The organism is Glycomyces sp. NPDC049804 (assembly GCF_040674615.1).
GTDB classification, from domain to species: Bacteria; Actinomycetota; Actinomycetes; order Mycobacteriales; family Micromonosporaceae; genus Glycomyces; species Glycomyces niveus.
This window is the reverse complement of sequence record NZ_JBFAMQ010000028.1, coordinates 1-16,328: the sequence shown is the minus strand read 5'-3', so window position 1 is coordinate 16,328 and position 16,328 is coordinate 1. Positions and strand designations below refer to the sequence as shown.

Below are 16,328 nucleotides of genomic sequence, written 5' to 3'. Positions count from 1 at the left end.
TGATCCGGACCGTTGCGGATCCCCGGGGAGAGGGCCGATGGCGCATAGTGGATCGAGACCATGAGGGGTCCGCCTGTCCGGGTCGGGAACTCCGTTGCCCGAGTGTGGTTGAGGCACTAGCCTGTTCGCGTGAAGAAGATTGAGCTGCGCAGGTTCTCACCGGACGAGGCTGATGCGCTGGCGGACTTCCTCTCCGGTGAAGTGTGGCCATTTCACGGCTCAGGCCGGGTCGAGCGGGCGGATGTGGCGCGGCGGGTCGCGGAGGGGTATTACGAGGACGAGGAGACGCGCACGTTCTGGATCGTGCTCGATGAGCGGCCGGTCGGGATCGTGCGCCTGTTCGACCTCGGTGACGACACCCCGCTGTTCGACCTCCGCGTCACCGAAGCGTGCCGGGGAGCCGGCATCGGCACGCAGGCGGTGCAGTGGCTGGTCTCGTACCTGTTCACGGAATTGCCCGAGGTCCACCGGATCGAGGGCACGACCCGCCAGGACAATGTCGCCATGCGGCGGGTGTTCCGCCGCTGCGGGTTCGTCAAGGAAGGTCACTTCCGGCAGGCTTGGCCCGACGGGGCCGGCTTGTTGCACGACGCGGTCGCGTACGCGATCCTCCGTCAGGACTGGAATACGGGAACCGTGACGGCGATCGAGTTCGACGACGAGGCCTAGCACGGCAGCGGAAGTTTGTGTGTCGGCAAATGGAAGTCGTCAAGGAGTCCTGGGCCGCGGTGGCTCCGGAACCCCCAACCCGGCCGGGCGTTACTGCGCCGGGTGACGCATCACCTGGCGCGCTTCGACTCAGCGCCCGATTCCTACCGAGGCGGCACCCGTCTCGGGAGACGTCATGATGCTCGCTGTGCCTGGACTCGATATCGAATTGTTCACCGGCTCGCCGTAGTGTATGCTGAATTCCAGCGGTCGATTTCGACACTCTTCAACCGCAACTGAACTTGATCGTCGTATGCGACCAGTTCGCCTTGGCGATTTCCACATGCTCGATCGCTTCCGAGCATTCTCAACGTCATCTGATCCATGATGGAGTGACGTTTCAACACTTTCAACGAATCAGGTAGACATCTCTTCAATTTCACCAAATACCGCCTCACAAGGTCAGATCCTGTGGAGGCAGGCTGCGGACGACCTCTACGCCGCCACAATGGACGATGAATTCGCCGGTTTCGCCTCGGTGGCCGACGGCCGCTTCACGCTGCACGGTCAGTGCGCGCAGCCTCTCGGCGTCCATGCATCGCTTGCGGACGCGTCAGTCGTGCTGGAGTTGGAGCTGATCGCGCCGGTCGAGCACCTCGCCGATTCGCGCACCTGAGCACCATGACCATCGCGTCGACACCGTCGACGCTCTTTGACCGCATCGCGGTCCAACATGATGAAGGAGACACGACATGGCCAGTGGCGTCGTGAAATGGTTCAACGCTGACAAGGGCTTCGGTTTCATCGCCCCCGACGACGGTTCGGCGGATGTGTTCGCGCACTTCTCGGCGATCAGCGGTTCCGGTCACCGGAACCTTGAGGAAGACCAGCACGTCGAGTTCGATGTCGAACGCGGCCAGAAGGGCATGCAGGCCGCGAACATCCGCGCGCTCTGATTGAACTGCGACGGTCGGAGCGGCGGGTCACCCCCCGCTCCGACCGTTTTCTCTCAGGCGGGCGTCGCGCCCGCTCCGATCCGACCGGCACATCGAAGAGACCGCAACAGAACAGAAGGACTGACATCGCTACGATCGCCCCCGCTCCCTCCTTCGCCACCCCGCCGGCCCGCGCTCCCCGGACATCGACCCCTCCCTCGATTCGGGCTTACACCGCAGTGGCCCAAGCTGTCCGCGACGCCGGACTCCTGCGCCGCACCCCCTGGTTCTACGGCTTGGTCGCCGCCACCATTGTCTTCGGCTACGCCGCCTGCGCGACCGCCATGATCCTCCTCGGTGACAGCTGGTTCCAGCTCCTGGTCGCCGCAGCGCTGGGCATCCTGCTCACCCAGACCGCGTTCCTCGCGCACGAGGCCGCCCACCGTCAGATCCTCAGCCGCGGCCCCGCGAACGACCGCCTCGCGCAGATCCTCGGCGCCATCGCCGGCATGAGCTACTCGTGGTGGGACAGTAAGCACTCGCGCCACCACGCGAACCCGAACCGGGTCGGCCGCGATCCCGACATCGATGTGGACACGATCTCGTTCCTCGAAGAGGACGCCGCCGCCGCCACCGGTTTGCGGAAGCTGATCACCGGCCGCCAAGGCTGGCTGTTCTTCCCGCTGCTGACGCTCGAAGGCATCAACCTGCACTTCCTAGGCATGCGGCACCTGCTCTCCAAGGGCCCGGTCAAGGGCCGCTGGATCGAGCTGTCCTCGCTGACGACCCGCTTCGCGATCTTCCCGACTGTGGTCTTCCTGGTCATGCCCCTCGGACTCGCCTGCGCCTTCACCGGCGTTCAGCTCGCGGTGTTCGGGCTCTACATGGGCGCTTCGTTCGCCCCCAACCACAAGGGCATGCCGGTGGTGCGCAAGGATTCGAAGCTTGACTTCTTCAGCAAGCAGGTCCTGACCTCACGCAACGTCTCCGGCGGCTGGTGGGCGACCGTCCTCATGGGCGGCTTGAACTATCAGGTCGAACATCACCTGTTCCCCAGCATGCCCCGGCCAGGCCTCGCCAGGGCGCGCGAGATCGTCATGGAGCACTGCCGGGCGACCGGGGTGCCCTATACCGAGACGACGCTGATCCGCTCCTACGGGATCGTCATCGCCTATCTCAACGAGGTCGGCCTCGCCGCCCGCGACCCCTTCGAGTGCCCGTTCCTCAACGAGTACCGGCGGCTGTGAACACGCGCGGCACGACCGCGACGTTTGGGCTGTGAGTGGTGCCCAGGGTCGGGAGGGCTTCTGGGCGGGTCTCGACGGTACAATGGGAGACCATTGCAGCGTTCCTGAACTGGTGAAACATGCGGCGTCACTACGGCCGCGCAGCCAGGTGCAGCATCGGCATTGACGGCGAACCGCGACTACGACAGGACTGCTCATGCATGCACCGACACCGAATGTCATTCTCTGGACCGGCCTTGCCGACATGATCCCCAGCCAGGCCCGGGTGTTCCGTGACGCCTTCCGCCGCAACGGATACACACTCACCGGCTCGCGCGCCGCCATCTGCGACGTGATCGCCCACTTGACGTCAACTGGCGCGGGTGCGGTTACGACCTCATCGGAAGCGACTGGCCAGGCCGTGACGTTCGCTGCCGGTAATGCTGAGTTGTTCGCGTCCGCCGTAGCAGACTTCGTGGCGAGTGAACGCGAGCAGCGACGCAAGTTTCAGTAGCGCAGCCCGCAGGTCGATGCTCCCGGCAGCGCGGGGTTCGACGTCAGCTTGCGCTGGCAGTCGTATCGGGAGTCCCGCCGCAGTGACCGGAGCACGGGCGAAGGCGGCGGGGCGGCCGCGCCGTCTTCGCCGTGAAGCCGGAAGACGGTGCTTGAGCCCGTCTTGCGGGAACCGCGGCCTCGGCGAGGGGCGTTGAAGTGGAAGGGCCGCAACTGTGGCACCCTTGTCGGTGGCAGACCGCCCCTTTCACGAGTGAAGCACGATGGACGAAACCACCGACTGCGACTTCCTTTCCACTGATGAAATCCAGGCCTTCCTGCCCGGGTTCCGACTCGAACCGGAGCCGCTGCGAGCGACGGCGATGAGCCGGGTGTACCTGGCCTCCGACGAGCGGCTGCACGACCGCAAGGTCGTCGTCAAGATCATGGCGGAATACCTGAGCGAGGTCCCCGGTTTCCGCAAGCGGTTCCTGCGCGAGATCGAACTCATGGCGGACCTCGAGCACCCCCACATCATGTACGTCATCGCCGCCGCCGGGAAGAAGGACCGCCTCCTCTACTTCGTCATGCCGCGCGCCGAGGCGGACCTGCAGACGCGGCTGGCGGCCGGCGCGCTCGGCCCGAAGGAGACCGCGCGCGTGATCACCCAGGTCGCGAGCGCGCTCGACTTCGCCCATGCCCGCGGTGTGGTCCACCGCGACGTCAAGCCGGCCAACATCCTCTTCGGAGCCGAGGACCACGTCTATCTGAGCGACTTCGGGGTGGCGAGGCCCGCCCTCGGAGAGGATTTGACCCAGGCCGGGGATGCGATCGGCACCCGCCGGTACACCGCACCCGAGGTCTACGGCGCCTCCCGATCGGAGCGTCCAGGGGCCGACGACCCGCATGACCGGTCCGGCGACGTCTACTCGCTCGGGGCGGTGCTGTTCCACTGCCTGACCGGGGAGCGACCGTTCCACCAGGTCGATGATTTCTCCGTCGCCCAGTTGCAGAGCGAAGGCGCGGTGCCCAGGATCGCCGAGATCCGGCCCGAGCTGCCGCCCGAGTTCGACGCGATCGCGGCGAAGGCGATGAGCCCGGACCGGGCCCGGCGGTACCGGACCTGCGGAGAGCTGGCGGCGGCGTTCTCCCGAACGGTCGCCCGTATCGACGCCGAGAACGGGCACCTGGCCCGGAGGCCGTCCCGGCGCCGCCATCTGGCCACCGCTGCGGCGCTGGTGGCGGGGCTGGTGCTTGGCGGCGTCCTGTCGTACCAGGTGTTCGGCACCGAGGCGTCCGCGCCATACGGTGTCGCCGAAGGGTCGGTCGACACGGCCGCATTCGCCGCAGTGACCGGCGATGATCAGGTCGAACGCGCACCGGCGGTAGGGGAGTGCCTCACCTCGGACGAACGCTACGTGGTCGTCGCCTGCGACTCCCCGGCGGCGGCGAGACGGGTCTACCGGATCGTCACCGATCCCGAGGACCCGAACCCGCAGCAGCCGGAGCACGAGGACGCCGCCTGGCAGGCGTGCGGGTCCGACGTGATCGAGTTCGACTACCGCTGGGCCGACTCGGCGAAGCGGGAAGAGCGGGAATGGAACCCCGAGACCGACCGGATCTACTACTTCGTCTGCTACCAGGAGTTGTAGGAAACCGATCGTCGAATAGGGATTCCTTCGGTCACTGGAGCGTCCATTGCTGCTTCGCGTCGCCGGAGTCGCAGTCCTGCACGGCCACCGCGTCCCCGAGCTCGGCCGACGAGCTCTTGAGGACGCTCAGGCACAGGGAGTCGCTTGCGGCCGTGCGGAGCTGGTAGGCGTCGCCGACCGGTACGAGCTCCCATATCTGGGCGTCGAGCCCGTCGCAGCCGTCGAACCCCACGAGCATGCCGTCCTCGGAGCCGCCGTTGTCAACGGTCATGCACGGCGTCCAATCGTCGAACGCCATCTCGACCTCGTACCGGTCGCCGTCTTCGACCCAGGTCAGTTCCGGCTCGGTGCTGCCGCAGTCGCCCAGCACCATCACGCTGCGGTCCCCACCCGGCTCCTCGCCCCAGGTCATGCACAGGCCGCTCGCCGCCTGGCGGGCCCGGTAGACGCCGGTCCCCGGCAGTGTCGGCACGGGCTCGGTCGCCTCGGGTTCGGATTCCGCCGACGCCGTCGCTTCGGGCGTCGCCTCCTCGGATGCCGTCTCGCTCTCCTGCGCGAGATCGGTCGACTCGATCGGCTCGGTCGGGGTGCTCGATCCGGACGCCGAATCGGCGTCGAGGTGGGCGTGTGCGGCCGAATCGCCGTCGACCACAGGCGCGTCGCCGGACATCGACTCCCAGACGACGGCGGCGGCGAGCGCGAGGGCCACCGCAGCGGCGGAGGCGAGGGATTTGCGGGTCAGCGGAGGCCTCCCCGGCTGGTCCCGGGGCCCGTCGAGTCGGGCGTCCTCGCTCCATGACGGCTCGGGATTCTCAGTCTCCACTGTGGCGTCCTCGGGGGTGGTGTCGTCGCAATTGAGCGTGATGATCCTACCCGGGCGGTGGTCACCGCTCCATCGACGATCGGCAGGGCCGGCGGGAGGGGCGACCGGCGGCCATGCCTGACGCCCAAGGCCAAAATTCAGCTGACGAACGGTGTTCGCGAGGCGGTGAACTCCCGACCTATCTTGTAACTAGAAATGTTACGATCTGCTCGCTTCGGCCCGCAGGACACAGGAGGACCAGATGGCGGCCAACAGCCGGTTGACGAACGCCGTCCACGCGCTCGCCTGGATGGCGCTGGCGGGCCGTCGCGGGCGCGAAGTCATGACCTCCGAGGAGATCGCCGCGAGCCTCGCCACCAACCCGGTCATCGTGCGCCGCAGCCTCGGCGAGCTCCGTGCGGCCGGGCTCGTCGTCTCGCGGCGCGGAGCGGGCTGGAGTCTGACCCGCGGCCCGGAATCGATCACCGTGCTCGACGTGCACGAAGCCCTCGGCGCCGAGCCGCTGTTCGCGCTCCATCCCAGCTCGCCCAACCTCGAATGCCCTGTCGGCCAAGGCATCGGACCAGTGCTCGCCGAGGTCTACGCCGCCGCCGACGCGGCGGTCCGAAGGGAGCTGGCCGACCGCACCATCGCCGACGTCCTCACCCAGACCCTCGCTCCCCAGGAGACGACATGAACGCCCCCGACGCCAATGTGTTCGAACTGCGCCAGTACACCCTCCACCCTGGACGGCGCGATGACTTGATCGAGCTGTTCGACCGCGAGTTCATCGAGTCCCAGGAGGCGACCGGCATGTGGATCGTCGGCCAGTTCCGCGACCTCGACCGCCCCGACCGCTTCGTCTGGGTCCGCGGCTTCCGCGACACGGCCACCCGCGCCGACGCACTCACGGGATTCTACGGAGGTCCAGTGTGGAAGGAGCACCGCGACGCGGCCAACGCGACCATGATCGACTCCGACAACGTGCTCCTGCTCCGCCCGGTTGCCTCCTGGGCGAGATTTCCGCGCGCGCAGCGAGCCCGGCCCGGGCTGCTGGACCGCCCGACTCCCACGCGCCTCACCGCGGCCGTCCACAACGTCGACGCCGACGCGGCAGGCACCACCGCCGAGCGGATTCGCGCGGCCCTCGGCGATCGCTTGGTCGCGTGCCTGGTGACCGAACCCGCCGAGAACACCTTCCCCGCACTGCCGGTCCGCACCGGGGAGCACGTCCTCGCCTGGTTCGCCACAGGCGAGATCGACGCACCTGAGCACATCGCTCCGGAGCCGGTACAGACGCTGCGTCTCGAATCCACCGCTCGCTCGCAGCTGCGCTGAACCTCCCGCGTGCCGGCCATCATCGGCCGGCATCACCACCCACGCCAATGCCCGGGGCATGGCACTTCCGGGCCGAACAGCGACGTTTCCGAGCGCCGGTCAAGGCGCTGGCGGGTAGGAGCCGGGGGCGGTTCTCCGGGGCCACGGGCCCGGTCTCTGGGCCGCGGGCGGGCAACGGGCCGGATAGGCGTTCCGTCTAGCTGGGGGTTCGGGTTCGAGTAAACGAGGGTTGACAGACGGACACCGGGAACATCATCGATGTTCCCGGTGTCTCTTCGCATGCGCTAGTCCGTAGAAGGCCTAAGCGTCTGGTCGGGTCACAGGTAGGGGCTCTGGGTGAGCAGGTGGTTCCTGTAGCCTTCGCCGACACCCGGCTCGGGAGTGCCGGACCAGTCCTTGATGAGGACCGCGCCGCCGGTGCAGCCCCACGGGTTCCAGGTCCACGCCAGGTAGCCCATGCCGTTCGCGTCGGCCCAGTCCACCAGTCCCTGCATGTAGTCGAACCCGCAGTCGTCCTGGCCGAACTCGCCGAGCACGACCGGCACCTCCTGCATCAGCGGGGCGATCTCGGCGTCCCAGCAGGACTCGGTCACGCACCGGTTGAAGCTGTAGGAATGCCAGGACGCGGCGATGTTGTCCAGCGGGTCCTCCGGCATGTAGGCCAGCCATTCCCGCATGTCGTTGGTCCACTCAAGACCGCTGACCATGAGAATGTTCGTGGCGCCGGTGTCGCGGACCGCGTCGACGAGGTCCTGCATGCCGGCCACCTCGTACCCGATGCCGGCGCAGGTGCCGCCGTCGCGCAGGCACTGCCAGCCCAACGTCTTGTCCCAGTCGCTCGCCATGTCCGGGTACGGTTCGTTGAACAGGTCGAAGACGACGGCGTCGTTGCCCTTGAAGGTCTCGGCGACGCCGGCCCAGAACTGCGGGGCGTACTGCGCGTCGGGCATCGGCTTCTGGCAGGTGGCGTGCACATCGGTGCAATGCCAGTCCGGTCCTGTGGTGTAGGCGCCCCAGGTCCAGTGCAGGTCGAGGATGACGTTGATGCCGTTGGCGACCAGGAGGTCGACGTAGTCCTTGATGCCCTCCTGGTAGGCGGCGCCGCTCGGTGAGCCGTTGAGGCCGAGCCAGCACTCCTCGTTGAGCGGGAGTCGCACGGCGTGGATGTTCCAGCTCTTCATGGCGTCGACGGATGCCTGGTCGACCGGGCCGGAGTCGAACAGGCCCTTGCCCTGCACGCACGCGAACTCGGCGGAGGAGCGGTCCACGCCCAGCAGCCGGTACGGCTCGCCCTCCTCGGTGACGATCTGGTTGCCGGAGACGCTGAGTTGCGGCGCCGGACCGTCCGGCGGGGTGGTGGTCGGGTCCTCGCTGGGGGTGGTGGTCGGGCCCCCGGTGGGTGTGGTCGAGCCGGTGCAGGGCGTGCCGTTGAGCGCGAAGGACGCCGGTTCGGGGTTGGCGTCGCGCCATGTGCCGACGAACCCGATCGAGGTCGAGGCGTCGGTGTCCAGTGAGCCGTTCCAGCTCATGCTGGCGGCGGAGACCTTGGCGCCGGACTGGGTCCAGACGGCGCTCCAGCCCTGGGTGACCTGCTGGCCGGCGTTCGGGAAGTCGAAGGTCAATGTCCAGTCGGACATCGCGTCGCCGAGGTTGGTGACGTTCAGGTCGGCACGGAACCCGCCCTGCCACTCGCTCTGCACGGTGTAGGTGACCTCGCAGCCAGCGGTGGCCGCTGATGCGGGAAGGGTCGCTGTGGCCAAGCCGCCCAGTACCAGTGCGCCTACGGCGCCGGCGACCGACAGTATCTGACGATGTCGCATCTTAGCTCCTTGATTCTCGTGAGGGATGGATGGGAGCGCTTCCGTCCTCACCTTAGTTAGGTACCCGAATAAAGTCAAGTATCTACATGGATCTATGCTTGGAAGGCGTCGTGCAACCGAACGCGCGAGAGGGGCGGAAGGGCAAGCAGGCCGGTAAGTAAGGCAGCCTGACTAAGTACAGCGAAGGAGGCACACGTGGCGCTCAGCCCGACGTGGACGAACAGATCGAGGACCAGGGGTCTGATCCTGGACGCCATCCGTGCGGCCCGCACGATCAGCCGCGTGGAGCTCGCGGCAGGGACGGGCCTCACCGGCGCCACGATCTCCGAGCTCGTGCGGGAGCTCATCGACGACGGACTGGTCGTCGAGGCCGGCCGAGGTGCGCCTACCGGCGGCAAGCCGCGCACGCTGGTGCAGCTCGACCCCCTGGCCCGCTACAGCGTCGGAGTCCAGATGGAGCGCAACACCTGCGTCATCGTCATCGTCGACCTGGCCGGCCGGCCGGTGGCCCGAACTTCGTTCCAGGGCGTGGCGTCGATGCCGCCCGACCAGGCACTGCCCATGATCGCCTCGCAGGTGGACGCCCTGCTGGCCACGGCTGCCGTCGACCGCGACCGGGTACTGGGGGTCGGGTTGGTCAGCTACGGCCCGCAGGACCGCCGCGCGGGAGTGCTGTTGAGCCCGCAGCCCTCCGAGCCGTGGCTCGAATACCCTGTCGCGGAGCGACTCGCGAACAGCCTCGGCCTGCCCGTGCTGCTCGACAACGACGCCGCGGCCGCCGCGATCGGCGAATACTGGATGGGCGCGGTCGACCGACGAAGCACCTACGGCTGCATCTACATGGCCAGCGGGATCGGCGGCGGAATCGTGGTCGCCGGCGAGGTGTACCGAGGCAGCTCCTCCAACAGCGTGGAAATCGGCCATATGTCGATCGACGTCGACGGCGACCAGTGCCCGTGCGGCAACGTCGGCTGCCTGGAGAACTACGCCGGCCCGTCAGCCCTGGTCCGGCAGGCCGCGGCCACGCCCGCGCTGGCCGAGCGACTGGTGCCCGACCCCGACACCGCCGACTTCCTCACCGAGTTCGCGCGGATCGCGGCTGCGGCCAACGCCGGCGATCCGGACGCTCGTCGCCTCATCGAGCGGTCGGCCCGCTACCTCGGCGCCGCCGCCGTCACCCTGACGATCCTCTTCGATGTGGACGCGATCGTCCTGGCCGGTCCGAGCTTCGCGGTAGCGGGCTCTATCTACCAGACCGTGATCCAGGAGGAAGTGGACCGCCGCACCGTCTCCTGGCGGACGCATCCGGTGCGGGTGATGCCGTCGGTCAACGGCCCCGACGCGGCAGCGATCGGTGCAGCGGCCCTCGTGCTGCAAAGCGAGCTGACCCATGTCCGGAGTCGGCCTGAGGAGGGGAGGGGTGCCCGCAGCCATGCTCGACCGGTGGTCGCGGGAGCGTAAGGCCGACAAGACACTCAAAGACGTGGATTCGTCTCAGTATCGCCAGTCGATTGATCGGCCGGCCGACACTGCTTGGACGGCATGCCGTATGCAGTGCGGCGGCATCCCTACTTCCGGCTGGCACCGCTGGTTCGCCGATCCGGATCGCCCGCGTCCACGACTACCGATCCCGCCATGCAACCGGGGCGCGGTGTCGGCGCCTTCGATGGTCGCGTTCCCGCCGGCGCCGCTCCAAGCGGGTGCGGTGTCTCGGCTGTCAAACCGACTGGGGGCCTGAGACAAAGAGGGGTGTCGTCACGATGCGGTGAGATCCAGGGCTTCTTGGACGAGTTCGACGACGTCCTCGGGACGTTCCTCCACCGCGAGATGTCCGACGCCCGGGAGCACGTGCAGGCGCCGGCCGAACACCGATTCGATTACAGGCGCGAGCCGGTCGGGGGGAAGGAACCGGTCGTGCTCGCCGACGGCGGACACGACCGGTGTGTCGCGCCAACGATGCAGCAGGGCCGGGGTCAGTGGACTCGGGGCCAGTGTGGTCTTGCAGTAGCGGGCGACCAGGTCCATCCATGCCACCGTCGATTCCGGCGGCGCACCGCCGGGGGTGACGAACAGTTCGAGGAGTCGACGTGACCGCTCGAGCGAGGGCCGCAGCAGCCACGCGGCTGACCGTTTCATCAGCAGCTTGTCGGTGCGCAACGGGATGATGCCGCCCGGGGAGTACAGGACTCGCGCGGCGATGCGATCCGACGCGCACGACAGTGCGATCGCCGCCCCCAGCGAGTTGCCGACCACCACCACGCCGCGTGCGTCGACGGCGTCGAGTACACCGGTGAGCATCGACCCGTACCACGACCGCAAGGGGGCGGCGGGGCGTCGGCCGCTGGAGAGTCCGGGCTGGCCGGGCATGTCCACGATCATCACCGGCCACCGGCTACTGAGGACTTCGGCGACGGCCAGGCAGGTCGCGGCGTTGAAGTTGGTGCCCGGCACGAACACCACACGCGCGGGCTCCTCGCCGAGGAAGGTCACGTGCGCGAGAGCGCCGTTCACCGAGATCAGGCTGCGCCGGTGCGGGACCGGGAAGGCATCCAGCCGCGCCCGGCACCAGTGGCCGATGATCCGCTGCCCGGCCTCGGACTTGTACAGACTCCGCATGAGTGGTCACCGATCGGTCGAAGGAACTGCTCCCTTGCCGACCAGACTTCCCGGCGCACCAGGTCACACCGTACCGCGCGTGGCCCGCCACATGCAGCGCACATCGCCATCGCGATCGAGACCTGCCCGAACCATCACCCCGAAGAGGCGCCTGGCCGAGGACGCGGGCCGTCCAGTCGAAGACCGCGTGCGTTTCGCGAATCCGGTCGCGCTGCTTGGGCTCCGAGGAGTCAGGGCACTCGCAGCTTCAGCGCCGCCAGACGTCCCGGTTCGGCGACCGCCTCGATCGCGGCGATCCGGTCGTCCTTGAACGACAGTGTCAACACCAGCCGCAGCTTCCCGCGCGGCGCCAGCACCACGCCCACCTCGCCGTCCAGCAGCACTGCCCGCGTCCAATGACCCGCGCCGGAGAACTGCTCCGCGATGGTCCGGGCGCCGCGCATCTCGGTTCCGGCGCCCAGCAGGCGCGCCGCCTCATCGGGCCGGTAGCCGGCATCGGGGTCCAGCATCGACAGCAGCGTCTCGAACTCCCCGTCACGGGCCGCCCGCATGAACGCGTCGACCGCGCGGAAGCGCCGCAGCCGGTCGGCGCCGCCCGTCTCGCTCTGATCGCGGACCCGCCGCCGCGCCCGGCTCGCTATCCGCTGCGTCGTCTCCGGGCTCCGGCCCACGATCGGCGCGATGTCGGCGAACGGCACCGCGAACAGGTCGTGCAGCACGAACGCCAGACGCTCGACCGGGGACAGCGCCTCCATGACCACCAAGAGCGCCAACCCCACCGAATCGGCCATCACCATCTCCGCCTCGGGATCGGCCCGCCGCAGCAGACGTACCGCAGGCTCGGCCGGCCGCTCGTCGAGCGAATCCTCACGCCGTGACTTACGTGAGCGCAACAGGTCCAGGCACACCCGGCTGACGACCGTCGTCAGCCATCCCGCGAGGTTCCGGACTTCGCCGACATCGGCCCGAGCGGCCTTGATCCACGTCTCCTGTACGGCGTCCTCCGCCTCGCTCAGCGAACCGAGCATCCGGTACGCCACGGCGCGCAGATGGCTCCGGTGCGCTTCGAAGCGCTCGGCCGACAAATGTGCTGCTTCCATCGGTCTGGTTTCCCCGCCGCCGTCCGTCAGTGCAATCAAGGAACGAAATCCTACGCAGGGCGCTCGAAACGGCGACCGCGTCAGGCCACGTCCCTCGCCTCTGAGGCCCGCCCGGGCCGCCGACACCGCAAAGGAGTCCACCTTGAACCTCGTCCTCTGGATCTTCACCGGCCTACTCGCCACCGCCCTCCTCGTCAGCACCGTGAAGGCGTTCCTCCCGAGGGAGAAGATCGCCGCGACCGGACCCGCCGCCGAATGGATCCTCGACTTCAGCCCCGCCGCCCTGCGGACCATCGCGGCCCTCGAATTCATGGCCGTCATCGGTCTGATCCTGCCCGCCGTCCTGGACATCGCGCCGATCCTGGTCCCTGTCACCGCCACCTGCGTGGCCCTGCTGTTCGCCGGGGCGACGACCATGCGCCTGCGCCGCGGTGAACGCAAGACCGCCGTCGGCGACCTCGTCTACCTCGGAATCGCGGTCTTCATCGCCATCGGGCGCTTCGGTCCGTGGGCGTTCACGAGCTGACCCTCGGCCGGTGGCGCTCAACGGCGCCACCGGCCTCCGGATCACCAGCTCTTGACCGCCGGCTGCCTCGTCGGGACGTTGAGGCGGTTGAAGAGGTTCGTCATACCGATCATCAGCAGAATCGCGGCGAGCTCCTCTTCCCCGAAGTGCTTCACCGCCTCGAGCCAGATCTCGTCGGTGACCGCGTCCGGCCGGTCGGCGATCCTGGTGGCGGCCTCGGTCAGCGCCAGCGCGGCGCGCTCGGCGTCGGTGAACAGCGGCGATTCGCGCCAGACGGCGACCGAGTGGAGCCGGTCGTCCGTCTCGCCCCGCTGCTTCGCCTGGTCGATCCCGAAGACGACGCACCCGGCGCAGCCGTTGATCTGGCTCGCGCGCAGGTGCACCAGTTCGAGGGTGGACTCCGGGACACTGGTCGCGCTGATGGCCTTGTTCAGCGCGCCGATCGCCTTGTAGGCGTCGGGGAGCAGGATCGCCGGGCTGGTCATGCGAGCTTCCATGATTGACTTCCTCCGTGTTCGTCGTCCGGAATTGCCTTGCACCTCCTTGACGGACGGCGGCGAGGGAACCAGACAGCAACCCGAGACCGGATTCTTCGGGGGACGCACCGGCTGCCCCGACGAAGACGATCAGCGTCGGCCCGCCGGCCCGCCGTTCCGGTGATACTCCGCTTCGACCCGATCCCGCTATCCTGAGAGTCCTGTGTGGTTTAGGCCACGCGCACCCCTGTTACCCGGAGGGCAGTCATGCAGCGCATCGACTTCCGCGTCACCGTCGACCTCGGACCCGGTGCCGACGAGCAGGAACGCAGCGATGCTGTCGCGGCCTTGCGGAGGATCCTGATCGCAAAGGAGGTCGGCCCCGTAGTTCGCCCCCGCAGCGACGCAGCGTCCGACAACGCGAAATCCCTCGACGTGCTCAACGACGCCGCATTGGTCGCCTCCGTTGCGACCTCGGCGTTCGCGATCCTCCGAGAAGCCATCAGAGCGTGGGAACGACAGCGGTCCGGGCGCACCGCCAAGGTCACCCTCGGCGAGCATTCCCTTGAGCTGAACGGGATCACGCAGCAGCAGGCCGCGAAGATCGCCGAGGCGTTCTGGGAGCGGACCACCCCACCCGAAGACGCCGACGATGAACTCCCGTAAGGCCCTGTTGATCGGCACCGCCACCTACGAACACAACGGGATGAGGCCGCTCAAGGCCCCGCTCAACGACCTCGACGCCCTCGCCGAGGTGCTGGGCGATCCCGAGATCGGCGGCTACACGGTCCGCGAGGTCCGCGATCGACCGGTGCACCTGATCCAGCGCGCAGTCCAGCGGTTCCTCGTGCACTCCGAACCCGATGACGAACTGCTGCTGTACTTCTCCTGCCACGGCCTCAAAGACGACGAGGAGCTGCTCTACTTCGCCGGCACCGACACCGAACCGGAGCCCGAACTGCTCGAATCGCACGCGGTCCCGGCGGCGTTCGTCAGCAAGTACCTCCAGAGCGCGATCGCTCGCAGGAAGGTCCTCCTGCTCGACTGCTGCTTCAGCGGGGCGTTCCGGCCCGGAGCCAAGAGCGCGAACCCGAAGCTCGACCTCGGCGGCGTCTTCACCGAGTCCGGCACGTATGTGATCAGCGCCAGCGACCGCTTCCAGCAAGCCTTCGAACTCAAGTCGCCGACCGAACCGAAACCACTGTCGGTCTTCACCGATGCCGTGGTCCGCGGGCTGCGCTCCGGCGACGCCGATCTGGACGGCGACGGCCAGGTCTCCGCCGACGACCTGTACAAGTACGTGACCGAAGCACTGCAGGCAGCAGGAGCACGGCAGCGGCCTACCCGCTCGGTCATCGCCGGGACCGGCGATCTCAAACTCACCGTGCCGCGCCAACCGCGGGAACGGCCGACCGAACCGGTCCCGGCGCGCCCGTCGTTCGACGCCGGCGCCATTCGGAAGGTCTTCACCGAAGCGTCCGTCGCACTCGATGCCGTCATCGACCCCGCCCACGACCACCCTGTTCGTCAACGGTTTCTCGAGCAGCATGATCACGCCCGCGATGAGCACCTGATCGCCTTCGTCAAACGCGGTCATTACAACGACTGGTTCGGCCTCAAGTCGCATGAGTACGAACCGGTCGTGTTCACCGATGCCGCCGTGTACTTCCCGGGAGAAGCGCGTATGACCTACAGCGAGCTCGCCACCCACGACATCAGTGTCGATCGAGAGTGGCACAAGGTGTACCGCGGGGGTTACTACACCGCCCATCTCCTACTGCAGCGGCTCGGTCGAACCATCCGCGTCGACGCCGAATTCCATTCGGGTGTGGAGGCACTTGCGGCCGTGTTGACCAGGATGAGTGAACTCGCCACCGAAGGAGCGGCAACGCCACCACGCGACCCTGCATGAGGACACCGACATCGGTGACCGGAGCCTGGAATGGAGACGAGCGCAGGGCGATCTTGCCCGGAGTCACGTCGAGTGCGGGCTGGTGAAAATCGACCATCACCCGTTGAGTTCCGCCCACTTCGATTGCTCAGCGGGCTGGCTACGCTCGGCCGGTGAATGGCTTCCTTTCCGTATCGGCCGACCAGGTCGGCTCCACATTCGTTGAAAGCATCGATCCGGGGCGCGGACGGCTTGTGCCGCGTGCCGCGCTCAAGAGCGATGCGCCGGAGCTCTCCCTGGACGGCGACTGGTTGTTCCACTGGTGCGCCGGCCTCCACGACCTCACCGAGGGCTTCGAGGCGCCGGGGTTCGATGCGAGCGGCTGGGCCACGCTCGCCGTTCCTTCGATGTGGCAGATGACCGACCTCGACGGCGACGCCCCCTATGGCAAGCCGCAGTACACGAACATCCACTACCCGTTCCCGGTCGACCCGCCGCGGGTGCCTGAGGCGAACCCGACCGGCGAGTACCGGCGGACGTTCGAGTTGCCGGCCGGATGGCCCGATGATGGGCGCGCCGTGCTCCGCTTCGAGGGCGTGGATTCCGCGTTCGCCGTGTGGCTCAACGGAGTACGCCTGGGGGATGGCAAGGGCTCTCGGCTGCCGACCGAGTTCGACGCCACGCCGCACCTTCGGGAGGGCATCAACGTGCTCGCCGTCCGGGTGCATCAGTGGTCGGCCGCGTCGTACCTGGAGGACCAGGACATGTGGTGGCTGTCGGGCATCTTCCGGCCCGTCGCCCTCCTC

18 protein-coding genes are annotated in these 16,328 nt (G+C 67.9%); 13 read left to right on the top strand and 5 right to left on the bottom strand.

The genetic code is table 11. The features are described from left to right. Window positions 1–129: 129 nt before the first annotated feature. From AB0K52_RS24875 to AB0K52_RS24850, 6 genes are all read left to right on the top strand, one after another. A complete protein-coding gene (locus tag AB0K52_RS24875) occupies window positions 130–669 on the top strand; it encodes a GNAT family protein (RefSeq protein ID WP_363536973.1) in 540 nt (179 codons plus the stop codon). Between the two features lie 487 nt (window positions 670–1,156). Then, window positions 1,157–1,324 (top strand): hypothetical protein, encoded by a 168-nt coding sequence (locus AB0K52_RS24870; RefSeq protein ID WP_363536970.1) that lies wholly within the window; start codon window positions 1,157–1,159, stop codon window positions 1,322–1,324. Between the two features lie 76 nt (window positions 1,325–1,400). Beyond that, entirely contained in the window at window positions 1,401–1,604 is a 204-nt protein-coding gene (locus tag AB0K52_RS24865; protein WP_363536968.1) for a cold-shock protein, read from the top strand. A gap of 134 nt (window positions 1,605–1,738) precedes the next feature. Next, entirely contained in the window at window positions 1,739–2,830 is a 1,092-nt protein-coding gene (locus tag AB0K52_RS24860; RefSeq protein WP_363537013.1) for an acyl-CoA desaturase, read from the top strand. A gap of 196 nt (window positions 2,831–3,026) precedes the next feature. Further along, on the top strand, window positions 3,027–3,323 hold the full coding sequence (locus AB0K52_RS24855; protein ID WP_363536965.1) for a hypothetical protein: 297 nt from the start codon (window positions 3,027–3,029) through the stop codon (window positions 3,321–3,323). Window positions 3,324–3,585: 262 nt separating this feature from the next. Beyond that, window positions 3,586–4,953, top strand: coding sequence for a serine/threonine-protein kinase (locus AB0K52_RS24850; protein ID WP_363536962.1), 1,368 nt, complete (start codon window positions 3,586–3,588; stop codon window positions 4,951–4,953). Between the two features lie 31 nt (window positions 4,954–4,984). Here the strand turns inward: AB0K52_RS24850 and AB0K52_RS24845 are convergent, their stop codons facing one another. Beyond that, entirely contained in the window at window positions 4,985–5,776 is a 792-nt protein-coding gene (locus AB0K52_RS24845; protein ID WP_363536959.1) for a ricin-type beta-trefoil lectin domain protein, read from the bottom strand. A gap of 241 nt (window positions 5,777–6,017) precedes the next feature. On the opposite strand from AB0K52_RS24845, the gene AB0K52_RS24840 reads away from it, so the two are divergent. After that, on the top strand, window positions 6,018–6,452 hold the full coding sequence (locus tag AB0K52_RS24840; protein ID WP_363536956.1) for an Rrf2 family transcriptional regulator: 435 nt from the start codon (window positions 6,018–6,020) through the stop codon (window positions 6,450–6,452). Continuing rightward, window positions 6,449–7,093: an NIPSNAP family protein gene (locus tag AB0K52_RS24835; protein WP_363536953.1), complete on the top strand. Its 645-nt coding sequence runs from the start codon at window positions 6,449–6,451 to the stop codon at window positions 7,091–7,093. Before AB0K52_RS24840 ends, AB0K52_RS24835 begins: the two co-directional genes overlap by 4 nt. A 317-nt stretch (window positions 7,094–7,410) precedes the next feature. On the opposite strand, the gene AB0K52_RS24830 is transcribed toward AB0K52_RS24835, so the two are convergent. Beyond that, the gene (locus tag AB0K52_RS24830; protein WP_363536950.1) at window positions 7,411–8,913 is read right to left on the bottom strand and encodes a cellulase family glycosylhydrolase; all 1,503 of its coding nucleotides are present in this window, start codon (window positions 8,911–8,913) and stop codon (window positions 7,411–7,413) included. 195 nt (window positions 8,914–9,108) lie between these two features. Here AB0K52_RS24830 and AB0K52_RS24825 point away from each other — a divergent pair, with 195 nt between their 5' ends. Then, window positions 9,109–10,374, top strand: coding sequence for an ROK family transcriptional regulator (locus tag AB0K52_RS24825; protein WP_363536947.1), 1,266 nt, complete (start codon window positions 9,109–9,111; stop codon window positions 10,372–10,374). A 294-nt stretch (window positions 10,375–10,668) separates the two neighbouring features. Here the strand turns inward: AB0K52_RS24825 and AB0K52_RS24820 are convergent, their stop codons facing one another. Together AB0K52_RS24820 and AB0K52_RS24815 are read right to left on the bottom strand one after the other, a co-directional pair. After that, window positions 10,669–11,529 (bottom strand): alpha/beta hydrolase, encoded by an 861-nt coding sequence (locus AB0K52_RS24820; RefSeq protein ID WP_363536944.1) that lies wholly within the window; start codon window positions 11,527–11,529, stop codon window positions 10,669–10,671. A gap of 230 nt (window positions 11,530–11,759) precedes the next feature. Continuing rightward, window positions 11,760–12,668, bottom strand: coding sequence for a sigma-70 family RNA polymerase sigma factor (locus tag AB0K52_RS24815; RefSeq protein ID WP_363536941.1), 909 nt, complete (start codon window positions 12,666–12,668; stop codon window positions 11,760–11,762). Window positions 12,669–12,771: 103 nt separating this feature from the next. Between AB0K52_RS24815 and AB0K52_RS24810 the strand changes: the two genes are divergently transcribed. After that, window positions 12,772–13,155: a DoxX family protein gene (locus tag AB0K52_RS24810; RefSeq protein ID WP_363536938.1), complete on the top strand. Its 384-nt coding sequence runs from the start codon at window positions 12,772–12,774 to the stop codon at window positions 13,153–13,155. A 41-nt stretch (window positions 13,156–13,196) separates the two neighbouring features. On the opposite strand, the gene AB0K52_RS24805 is transcribed toward AB0K52_RS24810, so the two are convergent. After that, entirely contained in the window at window positions 13,197–13,652 is a 456-nt protein-coding gene (locus tag AB0K52_RS24805) for a carboxymuconolactone decarboxylase family protein (protein WP_363536935.1), read from the bottom strand. A gap of 246 nt (window positions 13,653–13,898) precedes the next feature. Here AB0K52_RS24805 and AB0K52_RS24800 point away from each other — a divergent pair, with 246 nt between their 5' ends. The 3 genes from AB0K52_RS24800 to AB0K52_RS24790 all read left to right on the top strand — a co-directional run. Beyond that, a complete protein-coding gene (locus AB0K52_RS24800; protein WP_363536932.1) occupies window positions 13,899–14,297 on the top strand; it encodes a hypothetical protein in 399 nt (132 codons plus the stop codon). Further along, window positions 14,284–15,543 (top strand): caspase family protein, encoded by a 1,260-nt coding sequence (locus AB0K52_RS24795; RefSeq protein ID WP_363536929.1) that lies wholly within the window; start codon window positions 14,284–14,286, stop codon window positions 15,541–15,543. The genes AB0K52_RS24800 and AB0K52_RS24795 overlap by 14 nt, the downstream gene beginning before the upstream one ends. Before the next feature lie 233 nt (window positions 15,544–15,776). Beyond that, a partial coding sequence (locus tag AB0K52_RS24790) for a sugar-binding domain-containing protein (RefSeq protein ID WP_363536927.1) occupies window positions 15,777–16,328 on the top strand: 552 nt, incomplete at its 3' end.

Bases quoted from the DNA above. Each gene is read 5' to 3' on its own strand.
- AB0K52_RS24870 (WP_363536970.1), top strand. From the start codon at position 1,157: ATGGACGATGAATTCGCCGGTTTCGCCTCGGTGGCCGACGGCCGCTTC.
- AB0K52_RS24865 (WP_363536968.1), top strand. From the start codon at position 1,401: ATGGCCAGTGGCGTCGTGAAATGGTTCAACGCTGACAAGGGCTTCGGT.
- AB0K52_RS24855 (WP_363536965.1), top strand. From the start codon at position 3,027: ATGCATGCACCGACACCGAATGTCATTCTCTGGACCGGCCTTGCCGAC.
- AB0K52_RS24850 (WP_363536962.1), top strand. From the start codon at position 3,586: ATGGACGAAACCACCGACTGCGACTTCCTTTCCACTGATGAAATCCAG.
- AB0K52_RS24840 (WP_363536956.1), top strand. From the start codon at position 6,018: ATGGCGGCCAACAGCCGGTTGACGAACGCCGTCCACGCGCTCGCCTGG.
- AB0K52_RS24835 (WP_363536953.1), top strand. From the start codon at position 6,449: ATGAACGCCCCCGACGCCAATGTGTTCGAACTGCGCCAGTACACCCTC.
- AB0K52_RS24830 (WP_363536950.1), bottom strand. From the start codon at position 8,913: ATGCGACATCGTCAGATACTGTCGGTCGCCGGCGCCGTAGGCGCACTG.
- AB0K52_RS24820 (WP_363536944.1), bottom strand. From the start codon at position 11,529: ATGCGGAGTCTGTACAAGTCCGAGGCCGGGCAGCGGATCATCGGCCAC.
- AB0K52_RS24805 (WP_363536935.1), bottom strand. From the start codon at position 13,652: ATGGAAGCTCGCATGACCAGCCCGGCGATCCTGCTCCCCGACGCCTAC.
- AB0K52_RS24800 (WP_363536932.1), top strand. From the start codon at position 13,899: ATGCAGCGCATCGACTTCCGCGTCACCGTCGACCTCGGACCCGGTGCC.
- AB0K52_RS24795 (WP_363536929.1), top strand. From the start codon at position 14,284: ATGAACTCCCGTAAGGCCCTGTTGATCGGCACCGCCACCTACGAACAC.